The 12,940-nt window shown below is 63.3% G+C and carries 12 protein-coding genes; 4 read left to right on the top strand and 8 right to left on the bottom strand.

Going from position 1 to position 12,940, the window contains the following annotated elements; genetic code table 11:
- Nucleotides 1-38: 38 nt before the first annotated feature.
- The 3 genes from ACIPZF_RS12650 to ACIPZF_RS12640 all read left to right on the top strand — a co-directional run bounded on the left by ACIPZF_RS12650 (nucleotide 39) and on the right by ACIPZF_RS12640 (nucleotide 1,974).
- Nucleotides 39-1,322 (top strand): arsenic transporter, encoded by a 1,284-nt coding sequence (locus ACIPZF_RS12650; RefSeq protein WP_400799493.1) that lies wholly within the window; start codon nucleotides 39-41, stop codon nucleotides 1,320-1,322.
- A 228-nt stretch (nucleotides 1,323-1,550) separates the two neighbouring features.
- Entirely contained in the window at nucleotides 1,551-1,673 is a 123-nt protein-coding gene (locus ACIPZF_RS12645; RefSeq protein WP_400799491.1) for a hypothetical protein, read from the top strand.
- On the top strand, nucleotides 1,660-1,974 hold the full coding sequence (locus ACIPZF_RS12640; protein ID WP_400799488.1) for a helix-turn-helix domain-containing protein: 315 nt from the start codon (nucleotides 1,660-1,662) through the stop codon (nucleotides 1,972-1,974). Before ACIPZF_RS12645 ends, ACIPZF_RS12640 begins: the two co-directional genes overlap by 14 nt.
- A gap of 168 nt (nucleotides 1,975-2,142) precedes the next feature.
- Here the strand turns inward: ACIPZF_RS12640 and ACIPZF_RS12635 are convergent, their stop codons facing one another.
- Complete coding sequence (locus tag ACIPZF_RS12635) at nucleotides 2,143-2,574, bottom strand: LexA family protein (protein WP_400799486.1); 432 nt, start codon at nucleotides 2,572-2,574, stop codon at nucleotides 2,143-2,145.
- A 102-nt stretch (nucleotides 2,575-2,676) separates the two neighbouring features.
- Between ACIPZF_RS12635 and ACIPZF_RS12630 the strand changes: the two genes are divergently transcribed.
- Nucleotides 2,677-3,360: an SOS response-associated peptidase family protein gene (locus ACIPZF_RS12630; protein WP_400799483.1), complete on the top strand. Its 684-nt coding sequence runs from the start codon at nucleotides 2,677-2,679 to the stop codon at nucleotides 3,358-3,360.
- Between the two features lie 118 nt (nucleotides 3,361-3,478).
- Here the strand turns inward: ACIPZF_RS12630 and ACIPZF_RS12625 are convergent, their stop codons facing one another.
- The 7 genes from ACIPZF_RS12625 to ACIPZF_RS12595 form a co-directional block, all read right to left on the bottom strand.
- A complete protein-coding gene (locus tag ACIPZF_RS12625) occupies nucleotides 3,479-5,296 on the bottom strand; it encodes an ABC transporter ATP-binding protein/permease (protein ID WP_400799481.1) in 1,818 nt (605 codons plus the stop codon).
- 215 nt (nucleotides 5,297-5,511) lie between these two features.
- The gene (locus ACIPZF_RS12620) at nucleotides 5,512-5,715 is read right to left on the bottom strand and encodes a formate dehydrogenase subunit delta (RefSeq protein ID WP_400799479.1); all 204 of its coding nucleotides are present in this window, start codon (nucleotides 5,713-5,715) and stop codon (nucleotides 5,512-5,514) included.
- A complete protein-coding gene (fdhF, locus tag ACIPZF_RS12615; protein WP_400799476.1) occupies nucleotides 5,712-8,582 on the bottom strand; it encodes a formate dehydrogenase subunit alpha in 2,871 nt (956 codons plus the stop codon). Before fdhF ends, ACIPZF_RS12620 begins: the two co-directional genes overlap by 4 nt.
- The gene (locus ACIPZF_RS12610) at nucleotides 8,579-10,138 is read right to left on the bottom strand and encodes a formate dehydrogenase beta subunit (protein ID WP_400799473.1); all 1,560 of its coding nucleotides are present in this window, start codon (nucleotides 10,136-10,138) and stop codon (nucleotides 8,579-8,581) included. Before ACIPZF_RS12610 ends, fdhF begins: the two co-directional genes overlap by 4 nt.
- Nucleotides 10,132-10,614 carry a formate dehydrogenase subunit gamma gene (locus ACIPZF_RS12605; protein ID WP_400799470.1) on the bottom strand — a complete coding sequence of 161 codons (483 nt, stop codon included), beginning with the start codon at nucleotides 10,612-10,614 and terminating at the stop codon, nucleotides 10,132-10,134. Before ACIPZF_RS12605 ends, ACIPZF_RS12610 begins: the two co-directional genes overlap by 7 nt.
- Nucleotides 10,615-11,027: 413 nt before the next feature.
- Nucleotides 11,028-11,285, bottom strand: coding sequence for a hypothetical protein (locus ACIPZF_RS12600; protein WP_400799467.1), 258 nt, complete (start codon nucleotides 11,283-11,285; stop codon nucleotides 11,028-11,030).
- A 367-nt stretch (nucleotides 11,286-11,652) separates the two neighbouring features.
- Complete coding sequence (locus ACIPZF_RS12595) at nucleotides 11,653-12,909, bottom strand: OprD family porin (RefSeq protein WP_400799464.1); 1,257 nt, start codon at nucleotides 12,907-12,909, stop codon at nucleotides 11,653-11,655.
- Between the last annotated feature and the right edge of the window lie 31 nt (nucleotides 12,910-12,940).

The following is a 12,940-nucleotide window of genomic DNA, read 5'->3' as shown; positions in this document are numbered from 1 at the left end:
CACGTCACCCCTTTTCACTGCGTCGAGACAATATCTTCATGCTCCCAGCCGCGTTGATATTCCTGTTCACCTTGACCCTGGTCATCTGGCAACCCAAAGGCCTCGGCGTAGGCTGGAGCGCCACCCTCGGCGCTGTTCTGGCGCTGGTGTTCGGCGTGGTATCGCTGCACGACATTCCGGCGGTGTGGGCGATCATCTGGAACGCCACCGCCACCTTCATCGCCCTGATCATCATCAGCCTGTTGCTGGATGAAGCGGGCCTCTTCGAATGGGCGGCGCTGCATGTGGCGCGCTGGGCGCGGGGTGACGGGCGACGGCTGTTCGCCTTCATGGTGCTGCTGGGGGCGGCGGTGTCGGCGCTGTTCGCCAACGACGGCGCGGCGCTGATCCTCACCCCGATCGTCATGTCGATGTTGCTGGCGCTGCGCTTCTCGCCTGCAGCGACCCTGGCCTTCGTCATGGGCGCGGGGTTCATTGCCGATACCGCCAGCTTGCCGCTGGTGGTGTCGAACCTGGTGAACATCGTCTCGGCGGATTACTTCAACCTCGGGTTCAACGCCTATGCCGCCGTAATGGTGCCGGTAAACCTGGTGGCAGTCGCGGCCACGCTGCTGGTGCTATGGCTGTATTTTCGCCGCGACATCCCGCTACGCTATGCCCTCGATGACCTCAAGCTGCCGGCCATGGCCGTGCGCGACCGCGCCACCTTCCGAGTCGGCTGGGTGGTCTTGCTGGCGTTGCTGGCCAGCCTGTTCGTGCTGGAGCCCATGGGCATCCCGGTCAGTGCCGTGGCCGCAGCCTGCGCGGCGGTGCTGTTCGCCGTCGCCGCACGCGGCCATGTGATCGCCACCCGCCGCGTGCTGCGCGAAGCGCCGTGGCAGATCGTGGTGTTTTCATTGGGGATGTACCTGGTGGTCTACGGTCTGAGGAACGCCGGCCTGACCGACTCCCTCACCCATGTGCTGAATGGGCTGGCCCAGCACGGCGTGTGGGCCGCCTCGCTCGGCACCGGGCTGATTGCGGCGCTGTTGTCGTCGGTGATGAACAACCTGCCCAGCGTGCTGATCGGCGCGCTGTCGATTCAGGCCAGCGAGGCGCAGGGGGTGGTGCGCGAGGCGATGATCTATGCCAACGTCATCGGCTGCGACCTGGGGCCGAAGATCACGCCGATCGGCAGTCTGGCTACGTTGCTGTGGCTGCATGTGCTGGCGCGCAAGGGGGTCACGATTGGTTGGTGGTATTACTTCAAGGTCGGGGTGTTGTTGACGGTGCCGGTGTTGCTGGTGACGTTGGCGGCGTTGGCGGTGCGGTTGAGCCTTTGAGATTGACGGGGCTTCTTTGAAGTCCCTGGCCGTGTCGGCAACCACTCGATACAACCCCACGCTTCCTGATATTGACCATTCCAAGCAAAATCTCTACGTCAAGGACGTAGGGATGCAGTATGCTGACGATCATTGAGGCACCACTTTTCTCACGGCAATGGCCCGATTACTGGACCGCAGAAGAGCACGGGGCATTCATGTCCTTCCTTGCAAATGAACCTGATTTACATGGCCCAGCTTGCCGACGGTTCGTTGGTTGCCCTGCTGATTTACTGTAAAAGCGCCACCGAGAACATACCCGCGCACGTGCTGCGCAAGATTGCGAAGGAGCTCAACCATGCCCCTGACTGAAAAAGAACTGATGCTGCGCGATGCCACCCGCAACATTGGCGAAGAATTGCTGGAGTCCATCCGCGACGTGAAAGCGGGCCGCTATGGCGCGGTGCACCAGGTGGAAGTCACCGAAGCCGCCGAGGCTCGGAGCAGAACTGGGCTTTCTCAACTTAAGTTCGCCGAGTTACTGGGCGTATCGGTGCGTACACTTCAAGAGTGGGAACAAGGGCGGCGCATGCCATCTGGGGCAGCCCGGTCGCTGCTGCACATCGCGGCTTCTCGCCCGGATGTGTTTCGTGAAGTTCTTCAGGCTCGTTGACCGGCTTTCGATCCTCATCTCACTTCACTTCGCTACCAGAATGGGCCGCATCTGCGGCCCTTACAGCAACCCCTACCCGTGTTCCATTCCTGGAAGCACAGACTCTGGCTCATGTCACCGCACAGCGCGTAAAAACAGGTAACGGTTTCATCTTTGGCAGTGCTGTCATCATGAGTTCGGGTCGTGGCTACGCACGCTGAAGGTCACCACGCCCCAGATCATGAAGTCGTCACCCTCCATGATGTAGCGTGGCGCGAAGCGCGGGTTTTCCGAGCGCAACAGCACCTGCCCACCGACCTGCTGCAGCCGCTTGCACAGCGGCTCGCCGTTGACCGCGGCAATCACGATATGACCATGGCGGGCGTCGATCGAGCGGTCGACCAGCACCAAGTCACCGTCGAAGATGCCAGCACCCTGCATGCTGTCGCCGTCTATCCTGACCAGATACATGTGCGGCGCGCGCAGGTTGAACAACTCGTCCAGCGAGATGGGTTGTTCCATGTGGTCCGCAGCTGGCGAAGGGAAGCCCGCCGGCACATGAAACAGGTAGCGCGACACGGCAACGCTGCCGCCAGAGAGGGGACCCAGGATGCTAGGCATGACACGACCCTTGAAAATAAGCTGTATACATATACAGTAAATGGTGTGCCGGGCATCCGGCAATTTGGTTGTAGGAAATTTCGACAAGCGGGGGTACATACCATGTGCGGAAGCTTCGCCCAGTGTCAGGGCCTGGCTGACTACCTGCGTGAACTGGGCGCCGAGCAGGATGTGATCAGCGGCTACGATAATGTGCCCATCGGCCGCTACAACGTGGCACCCGGCAGCCGCGTACTGATCCTGCACAACGCCGCCGATGGGCTGCGCATCGAGCCGTGCCACTGGGGCTGGGCGCCGTTCTGGGCCACCGGCCAACGGCCAGCGCCGATCGATGCGCGGGTGGAAACCGTGACCACCGGCAAGTTCTTCAAGGCCCTCTGGCCACAAGGGCGCGCCTTGGTCATGGCCGATGGCTGGTACGAATGGGTGACCGACCCACAGGACCCCAAGCGCAAGCAACCCTGCTTCATCCGTCTGAAAAGCCGGGCACCGATGTTCATGGCGGCACTGGCTCAGGTGCGTGCGGGGCTGGAGCCGAACGAGGGGGATGGGTTCGTGATCATTACCGCGGCGAGCGACGAGGGGATAGTCGATATCCATGACCGTCGGCCGCTGGTGCTGGGGGCGGCGGATGCGCGGCAGTGGATCGACCCCGATGTGCCTGCCGCAGCGGCCGAACGGCTGGCGCGTGAGCGGTGCTTGCCGGTGGAGGCGTTCGAATGGTTTGCGGTGGATACAGCGGTCAGCTCTGCCCCTTCATTTCGTGATACAGCCCTGAAATTGTAATGGCTGTGCCGGGCCTTTCGCGGGGCAAACCCGCTCCCACAGGTACCCCACTGATCTCAAGAACAATGAGGTACCTGTGGGAGCGGGCTTGCCCCGCGAAGAGGCCGGGGCAAGCAACCTAAACCTGCAGCTCGACCTCCGGCCGTTGCTCCAGCAGCGACCAACCCCCCTGCCCGTCCACTTCCAGCCGATGGGTATGGAACCCGGCCAACGTGCTGCGGTGCCCGACACTCACCAGCAAGGTCTGCGGCATTTCATTGCGCAACAGCGAATACAGCGCATGCTCCAGCCCCTCATCCATCGCCGAAGTGGACTCGTCGAGAAACACTACCTGCGGCCGGTTGAACAGCACCCGGGCAAAGGCCAGCCGCTGCTGCTCGCCGATCGACAGGATATGCGACCAGTCGCAACTGACCGCCAGCCGCTCGGCCAGGTGCGCCAGATTGACCTGACGCAGCGCCTGCTGCATGCGCGGCTCGTCCTCGGATGTGCTGTCGGCCGGGTAGGCAATGGCGGTACGCAAGTCGCCCAACGGCAAGTACGGGCGCTGTGAGAGGAACAACGCCTGGGTGCCCGTGGGCCGTCTGACTTCGCCTTCCGCGTAGGGCCACAAGCCCGCAAGGGAACGCAGCAAGGTGGTCTTGCCACTGCCCGAAGGCCCCTTGATCAACAGTGCCTGGCCAGCGTGCAGGCGCAGGTCGAGGTCGGCGATCAGCGTGTGCCCGTCGGGTCGCAGCACCTGCAGGCCAGCGATATCCAAGGCCTGCGACTGGGCATGAGTATTGACCCGCGGCAACGCGCTGGCCTGCTGATTGGCATCGAGAAAGCCGGTCAGACGGTCGAGGGTGGCGCGGTACTGGGCGAAGGTGTCGTAGGACTCACGGAAGAACGACAGCGCATCCTGCACCTGGCCGAAGGCCTGGGAAGTCTGCATGACATCGCCAAGCTTGATCGCACCGCTGAAAAATCGAGGCGCCTGGAGGATGAACGGGAACACCACGGCGACCTGGCTGACGCCCAGGTTGAAGCCGCTGAACTTCAGGTTCCGGAACACCAGGGCCCAGACGTTGACGATCAGCGCGCCGAAACGGCCGAGCAAGGTGCCGCGCTCTACCTGCGCGCCCTGGTAAAAGGCGATGTTCTCGGCATTCTCGCGCAGGCGCATCAAAGCGTAACGGAAGTTGGCGGTGAGTTTTTCGTTGAGGAAGTTCAGGCGAATCAACGGCCGCCCGAGGCGGAAGGCGATCCAGGTGGCGATCAGCACATACACATACACCGCGAATACCATCGCCCGTGGGATCTCCACGCCTGCCACCGTAAGCGGCGCCGACAGCCCCCAGAGGATGCCGGTGAACGCCACCAGCGACACCAGCGCGCTGACTGCGCCGAGGGCCAGCGACACCGAGTTGGTGACGTAGGCGTTGACGTCCAGTTCGATACGTTGGTCAGGGTTGTCCACCGGCTCGGCGAGGAACTGCCCTCGGTAGTAGGCATCACCGTGCATCCAGTCGCTAGTCAGGCGCTCGGTCAGCCACACCCGCCACTGAATGCTGAAGGCCTGGGTCACGTAGAACGTGAGCAGCGCGCGCAGCACGTGGATGGTTGCCAGCACCGCGAACACCCCGAGCAGGTACCAGAACGCGGTTTGGTCAAGAGCTTGCAGGGCGCTGTAAAAGCCGTTGTACCAGAACGAGAACAGCACGTTCATGCGCACCGAGAACAGCGTCAGCACCAGCAGCACGGCGAACACCAGTAGTGGCCGCCAGCTGCGCCGGAAGGTGAAGTAAGGCCCAGCGAGCTGCCAGAACTGGCTGCCCCAGCGCGTGTAGCGCACGGCCAAGGCGGCGGCGGCGGTGAAGCCGATCAGCGTGATGAACGAGGCGATTGCAAGCCAGCTCAGGCTCTCTTGCAGGGCCTGGTGCCAGTTCATGTCCATGGTGGATGTCCGTGACGAGTGTTTCCGCGAGCGTAGCATTGCGCGGGGATTCGGCTGGCAAACATGACGGACATTTCATGTTGTCAGTCCCGGCCTTTTCGCGGGGCAAGCCCGCTCCCACAGATACCCCGCTAACTTCAAATCCAGTGGGATATCTGTGGGAGCGGGCTTGCCGAGACGTCGGACCGCCCGCGAAGAGGCCAGTGAGGGGGCAGTTAAACCAGGGCCTCCACTACCTTGGGGTCCAAACCCTCACCCGTGTTGGCCTCAATCCATTCCGCGAGCTGCCTGCGCATCGCCGGTGTCCAAAAACTCTGCAAATGCTGCCGAACCCCCTTCACCGCCAGCTCATGATCCGGCTCGCTATCGAAATAATGGGCAATCTGGTTGGCCATCTTGACCAGGTTGTCGCTACTCATCGGCGCACCTCGGCTTTCTCCGCTGTGCGGCGTTCCTTGAGCAGACGCCGCTGTTCATCACTGAAGTCCTGGTAGCGCTTCTGCCATTGCGACGGCTGGAACACCTTCACCACCTCCACCGCCGTGACCTTGTACTCAGGGCAGTTGGTGGCCCAGTCGGAGTTGTCGGTGGTGATCACGTTGGCGCCGGATTCGGGGAAGTGGAAGGTGGTGTACACCACCCCCGGCGCCACCCGCTCGCTGACCTTGGCACGCAGCACGGTCTGGCCGGCGCGGCTGCCGATGCCAACCCAATCGCCATCGCGGATGCCACGGCTTTCGGCGTCGGTCGGGTGCAGCTCCAGGCGGTCGGCATCATGCCAGGCGGTGTTGCGGGTGCGACGGGTCTGGGCGCCGACGTTGTATTGGCTGAGGATACGCCCGGTGGTCAGCAGCAGCGGGTAGCGGCTGTTGACCTTTTCGTCGGTGGGCACGTAGCCGGTGAGCATGAAGCGCCCCTTGCCGCGCACGAACTGGTCGATGTGCATGGTCGGCGTGCCATCGGGCGCGGCGTCGTTGCACGGCCACTGCAGGCTGCCGTGGCGATCGATCTCGGCGTAGCTGACGCGATGGAAACTCGGCGTCAGGCGGGCGATCTCATCCATGATCTCGGACGGGTGTCGATAGCTCATCGGGTAGCCCAGGGCGTTGGCCAGGGCCACGGTGGCCTCCCAGTCGGCTTTGCCGGCCAGCGGTTCCATGACCTTGCGCACCCGCGAAATGCGGCGCTCGGCGTTGGTGAAGGTGCCGTCTTTCTCCAGGAACGAGCTGCCTGGCAAGAACACGTGGGCGAACTTGGCCGTTTCGTTGAGGAAGATGTCCTGCACCACCACGCACTCCATCGCACGCAACGCGGCGGTGACGTGCTGGGTGTTGGGGTCGCTCTGGGCGATGTCCTCGCCCTGGCAGTACAGCGCCTTGAAGCTGCCATCCAGCGCGGCTTCGAACATGTTGGGGATGCGCAGGCCCGGGTCGGGCTGCAGGGTCACGCCCCAGGCTTGCTCGAACTCGGCGCGCACGCCCTCGTTGGAGATGTGCCGGTAGCCCGGCAGCTCGTGCGGGAACGAGCCCATGTCGCACGAGCCCTGCACGTTGTTCTGCCCACGCAGCGGGTTCACCCCCACCCCTTCACGGCCGATGTTGCCAGTGGCCATGGCCAGGTTGGCGATACCCATTACGGCCGTGCTGCCCTGGCTGTGTTCGGTCACGCCCAGGCCATAGTAGATCGCCGCATTGCCACCGGTGGCATACAACCGGGCGGCGGCGCGTATTTGCTCGGCGGGCACGCCGCACACCGGGCCAAGCACTTCTGGGGCGTTTTCAGGCAGGCTGACGAAATTGCGCCAGCGGGCGAAGTCCTCGGTTTCGCAGCGGGCATCGATGAAGCGCTGGGCCAGCAGCCCTTCGCTGACGATCACATGGGCCAGGGCATTGAGCATGGCCACGTTGGTGCCGGGGCGCAGCTGCAGGTGCAGGTCGGCGCGGGCGTGCGGCGAGTCGACCAGGTCGATGCGCCGTGGGTCGATGACGATCAGCCGCGCGCCCTGGCGCAGGCGGCGCTTGAGCTGCGAACCGAACACCGGGTGGGCGTCGGTGGGGTTGGCGCCGATCACCAGGACCACATCGGCCTGCATCACCGAATCGAAGCTCTGGGTGCCGGCGGACTCGCCCAGCGTCTGCTTCAGGCCATAGCCGGTCGGCGAATGGCAAACCCGCGCACAGGTATCGACGTTGTTGTTGCCGAACGCCGTGCGCACCAGCTTTTGCACCAGGTAGGCTTCTTCGTTGGTGCAGCGGCTGGAGGTAATGCCGCCAATCGAGTCGCGCCCGTATTTGAGCTGAATGCGCCGAAACTCGCTGGCCGCGTAGCTGACGGCCTCGTCCCAGCTGACTTCCTGCCACGGGTCTTCCAGACGCTTGCGGATCATCGGTTTGGTGATGCGATCCGGGTGAGTGGCATAGCCCCAGGCGAAGCGGCCCTTGACGCAGGCGTGGCCGTGATTGGCGCCGCCGTTCTTGTCCGGGACCATGCGCACCAGCTGGTCGCCTTTCATCTCGGCGCGGAACGAGCAACCGACACCGCAGTAGGCACAGGTGGTGATCACCGCGCGCTCGGGCTGGCCGATCTGCACCAGGCTTTTTTCAGTCAGGGTCGCGGTCGGGCAGGCCTGCACGCAGGCGCCGCACGACACGCATTCGGAGCTGAGGAAGTCGTCACCACCGGCTGCAGCCACCCGTGACTCGAAACCGCGCCCGGTGATGGTGAGGGCGAAGGTGCCCTGGATGTCCTCGCAGGCGCGCACGCAGCGGCTGCAGACGATGCACTTGCTAGGTTCGTAGTCGAAGTACGGGTTGGAAACGTCTTTTTTCTCAGCCAGGTGGTTGGCCCCGTCATAGCCGTAGCGCACCTCGCGCAGGCCGACCTGGCCGGCCACCGTCTGCAGTTCGCAGTTGCCGTTGGCCGAGCAGGTCAGGCAATCGAGCGGATGGTCGGAAATGTACAGCTCCATCACGTTGCGGCGCAGGCCGGCCAGGCGTGGCGTTTGCGTGCGCACCACCATGCCTTCGCTGACCGGCGTGGTGCACGACGCCGGGTAACCGCGCATGCCGTCGATCTCGACCATGCACATCCGGCACGAACCGAAGGCTTCCAGGCTGTCGGTGGCGCAGAGCTTGGGGATGCTGGTGCCGAGCATGGCGGCGGCGCGCATCACCGAAGTGCCTGCCGGCACGCTGATGCTGCGGCCGTCGATGTTCAGGCTGATCTGCACGTCACTATCGCGAGCGGGCGTGCCCAGGTCGGTCTCGGGGTCGAAGTAATTGATCACTGCGCGGCCTCCGTGGTGGTCAGCCCGAAATCGGCCGGGAAGTACTTGAGGGCGCTGGCCACCGGGTAGGCGGTCATGCCGCCCATGGCGCACAGCGAGCCGTATTGCATGGTGTCGCACAAGTCGCGCAGCAGCAGGGCTTGGTCGTGACGCTCGGTGAAATCGCTGGTCGCGATCAGCCGGTCGACCACCTCCATGCCGCGGGTCGAACCGATGCGGCAGGGTGTGCACTTGCCGCAGGACTCCTCGGCGCAGAACTGCAGGGCGAAGCGCGCCATGCTGGCCATGTTCAAGGTGTCGTCGGCCACCACCACGCCGCCGTGGCCCAGCATCGCGCCCATGGCGGCGAAGGCCTCGTAGTCCAGTGGTGTATCGAAATGACTGGGCGGCACCCAGGCGCCGAGCGGGCCGCCGACCTGCGCGGCCTTGAGTGACCGACCGCTGGCGGTGCCGCCCCCATAGCCTTCCACCAGCTCGCGCAGGGTCAGGCCGAAAGCGCGCTCCACCAGGCCGCCGTGGCGAATGTTGCCGGCCAGTTGAAACGGCATGGTGCCCAGCGAACGGCCCATGCCGAAGTCGCGGTAGAACGCCGCGCCCTTGGCCAGGATGGTCGGCACCGACGCCAGGGTGAGCACGTTGTGCACCAGCGTCGGCAGGCCGAACAGCCCTTCGAGCGCGGGTAATGGCGGCTTGGCGCGAACGATGCCACGCTTGCCTTCGATGGATTCGAGCAGCGCGGTTTCTTCGCCGCAGATGTAAGCGCCAGCGCCGACGCGGACTTCCAGGTCGAAGGCCACGCCGCTGCCAATCACGTCGCTGCCGAGGTACCCGGCGTCACGGGCAATAACGAACGCCTGGTTGAGCACGCGGATGGCGTCTGGATACTCCGAACGCACATAGATGTAGCCTTTGTCGGCCCCGACGGCCAGACCGGCGATGATCATGCCTTCGATCAGCAGGTAGGGATCGCCCTCCATCAGCATGCGGTCGGCGAAGGTGCCCGAGTCGCCTTCGTCGGCGTTGCACACCACGTACTTCTGCCCTGCCCCGGCGTCGCGCACAGTGCGCCACTTGATACCCGCCGGAAACGCCGCGCCGCCACGGCCGCGCAGGCCGGAATCGAGCACGGCGGCGACCACGTCGGCACCGCCCAGCGCGATCGCACGTTCAAGGCCTTTGAAACCGCCGTGGGCGCGGTAGTCATCCAGCGACAGTGGCCGGGTAATACCGGCACGGGCGAACAGCAGGCGTTGCTGGGTCTTCAGATAAGGGATTTGCTCTAAGGGCCCCAGCGCCAGCGAGTGGCCACCGGGCTGGCCCGCCAGAGCATCCAGCAACGAAGGTACATCTTCAGGCGTGACCGGGCCGAAACCCAAGCGGCCGTCTGCGCTTTCACACTCCAACAACGGCTCCAGCCAGTACAAACCGCGTGAACTGGTGCGCTGAATGTCCAGTGGCAACTGACGACGTTCGGCCTCGCGCTGCAAGGCCTCGGCGACCTGATCGGCACCCACGGCGCGGGCCACCGAATCGCAGGGAATGAACAGCTTCAGCATGCTGGGTCCTCCAGGCAACCGTTTACCAGCGAACGCAACCGCTCCGGTGTCAGGCGCGCATGCACCTGGCCATCCAGTTCAAGGGCCGGCGAACAGGCGCAGGCGCCCAGGCAGTAAACCGGGCGCAGGCTGATGGCACCGTCGGCGCTTGTGCCGTGGTCGTCCAACGCTAGCTGTTCACGCAGCTGCGCAGCCAGGGCTTCACTGCCGCGGCTCTGGCACGATTCGGCGCGGCACAGGCGCAGGGTGTGGCGTGCAGGCGGTGAAGTGCGGAAATCGTGGTAGAAGCTGATTACCCCGCGCACCTCGGCCAGGCTGAGGTTGAGGGCATGGGCGATGTCGTCGACGGCGCCATCGGGGACGTAACCGATGTTTTCCTGGATGGCATGAAGGATCGGCAACAGCGCGCCGGGGGTGTCCTGGTGGCGGCTCAGGATGCTATGAATCAGGGGCAGGTATAGCAGTTCATCAGGCATACAGCGGACCTCGGCATCACGGCCCCGCCTGTTGTTGTGTGGGCAGGTGGCCGGCGTGTTCTGCTGCGGCACACCGCCCACGTCACGGTTGCGTGGTTGTCGGCAGCCTCCTTGCCGATGGCCGTGCGTCTTCGCGCACTGGGCTCACGGGCATCTCACAAGCATGGCACTTATGCAGCAGAAGGGATGTATGCGAGCGACCCAGCGCATCCTGAAACCGACCAGCGAGTCGGTGGGAACTATGCTTGCCTTCGACCCCGCTAGCCATGCAGACAGCGGAGCCTACGGTGAAGCCCATCCTGCCGGTGTCTTCGGGGCGTTCCTTATCCATTTTCAATCCTCCTGACCTGTTGGGGCTATGCGACCCTCTTCGCGGCCACACCGCGAAGAGCAGCGCATAGACCGTCAAAACCTCAATGCATCGTGCGCAGCTGTCGCTGGCTCTTCGACTGTACCTGCGCAATCGCCGACTCCAGCAACATACGCACCGCCTCCATCTCGTGCATCACGGTCATTGTCATGATCGTGGCGGGAGACTTGGGTAACGTGGTGATGGCCTGATGGGCCACGGCAAGGCCGCAGAGCACGCATTCGGTGGCTTCGATCAGGGTGTCTTCGAGGTAATGGGAGGCATCTGGGGAATAAGGTGGATCCGGGACGATTTTGATCATGGCAACTCCAAACACAATGAGTGGGGCCGTCGCCATATCACTTGCAGATGATTGGGTGGCGGCTACGTGCGGGCCTGCAAGACCGGACTTGGAGGCCATACATCCGGTTGGCCCGAAGACCACCCGCACGCAGCCACCATTGAGCAAAGCCAATGGAAGCTGAAGCCAAACCAAGTTCGGGCTTGCAGACCCGGCCGCTGATGCCAGCGACCCTGCGAGACTAGGACGCTCGGTTTTCCACCGCAATGGCCCAAAGGGTGATTCAGAAAGGGACTACAAACTAGAGGGTAAATCTGATTCTAAATATGTAGGAAACCGTTGAAAACAGACTGATGATCTTGTGGGTGACCATCTTTTCGTACGGAAACTAGAAAAGCTCAACGGGCAAACTGACAATCAATCGATTCTCGGTGAAATCATTCGCACCAAAATCACGCCCTACCTTCGCATTGATCCAGCGCACGCTAAGCCCCTGGAGCCGGCGAAACTGAAAGGTGTAGGTCAGCGCCACATCCCGCTCCCATTCCCGCCCATCCGCCGTGTCGGCATTGTCGATATGGTCGCCATGGGTATAGCGCGCCAACAGCGTCAACCCTGGAATCCCCAACGCCGCAAAGTTGTAGTCGTACCGCAGTTGCCAGGACCGTTCGTTGGCATACACGAAGGTATTGGCGAACATGTCGTTGGCCAGGGTGCTGCCCAGCGTGCGATCGATGGTCACCCAGCCATCCTCCCCGTACATGCGCTGCAACCCCAGGTAGAACCGATGGCCACCGTACGCAGCGGACACGAGCAAGGAAGCCGCTTGGTTATCCAGGCTCCCAGCTTCGGCACGCCCTGTATCCCGCGTATCGAAAGCACCCAGCACGCCGCTCAGTGTCCAGTCACCCAAACGCTGAGCATGGGAAATGCTGTAGTAGTTCTGCCGGTAGATGTCTTGCAGTTCGGCCGTCCAGCCCCCCAGAACCGTTTCAGATGCGAGGTTGTACTCACCGCCGAAATAGGTGAAACGGTCCGAGGTTGCGGTGGCGATGGTTCGACCACCTACCGATGGATAAAGGGCTTCGCTGTCCGCCGCGCTTCGCGGGCTGAACGCGTGAATGCGCCCGGCATGCAGTTTCAGGCGATCGATGTCGGTCGACGTCAGCATTGCGCCCTGAAAGGTCTGCGGCAGCAGGCGACCGTCGTTGAAGCGCAGGATCGGCAGGTCTGGGATCAGTTCACCCAGGCGTAATTCAGTACGCGAAACACGCACCTTGGCCGTCAGACCCAATCGCCCATAATTACTGGGCGCCCGGCCATCGTCATGGTCATAAGGCAACAACTCCGTACCAGTGCGGTCCGGGCTGCTGTCCAGCTTCATGCCGAACAGCCCCAGTACATCCACCCCTGCCCCCACAAAACCTGGGGTATAACCTGAAGCGGCCTTGAAAATGAAACCCTGGGCCCACTCCTGGCGCTGGCTTTGCACGGCGCCCGCATCGCTGTAGTCACGATCAAAGTAATAATTACGCAGCAACAGTGTTGCCTTGCCGTCATCCAGGACGCCCGCATCGGCATCCAGCGTAGCGACTGACAGGCACAGCATGCCCGCCCAGCCTGTGGGCAGTTTCAGCGTCAACATGGCGAATTCCTTTGTTGTACTTGTTGTGGAA

This window comes from Pseudomonas sp. NPDC089752 (assembly GCF_044748725.1).
Lineage (GTDB): Bacteria > Pseudomonadota > Gammaproteobacteria > Pseudomonadales > Pseudomonadaceae > Aquipseudomonas.
The sequence above is the reverse complement of the archived record's forward strand: the minus strand, read 5'-3'. Positions and strand labels throughout refer to the sequence as shown.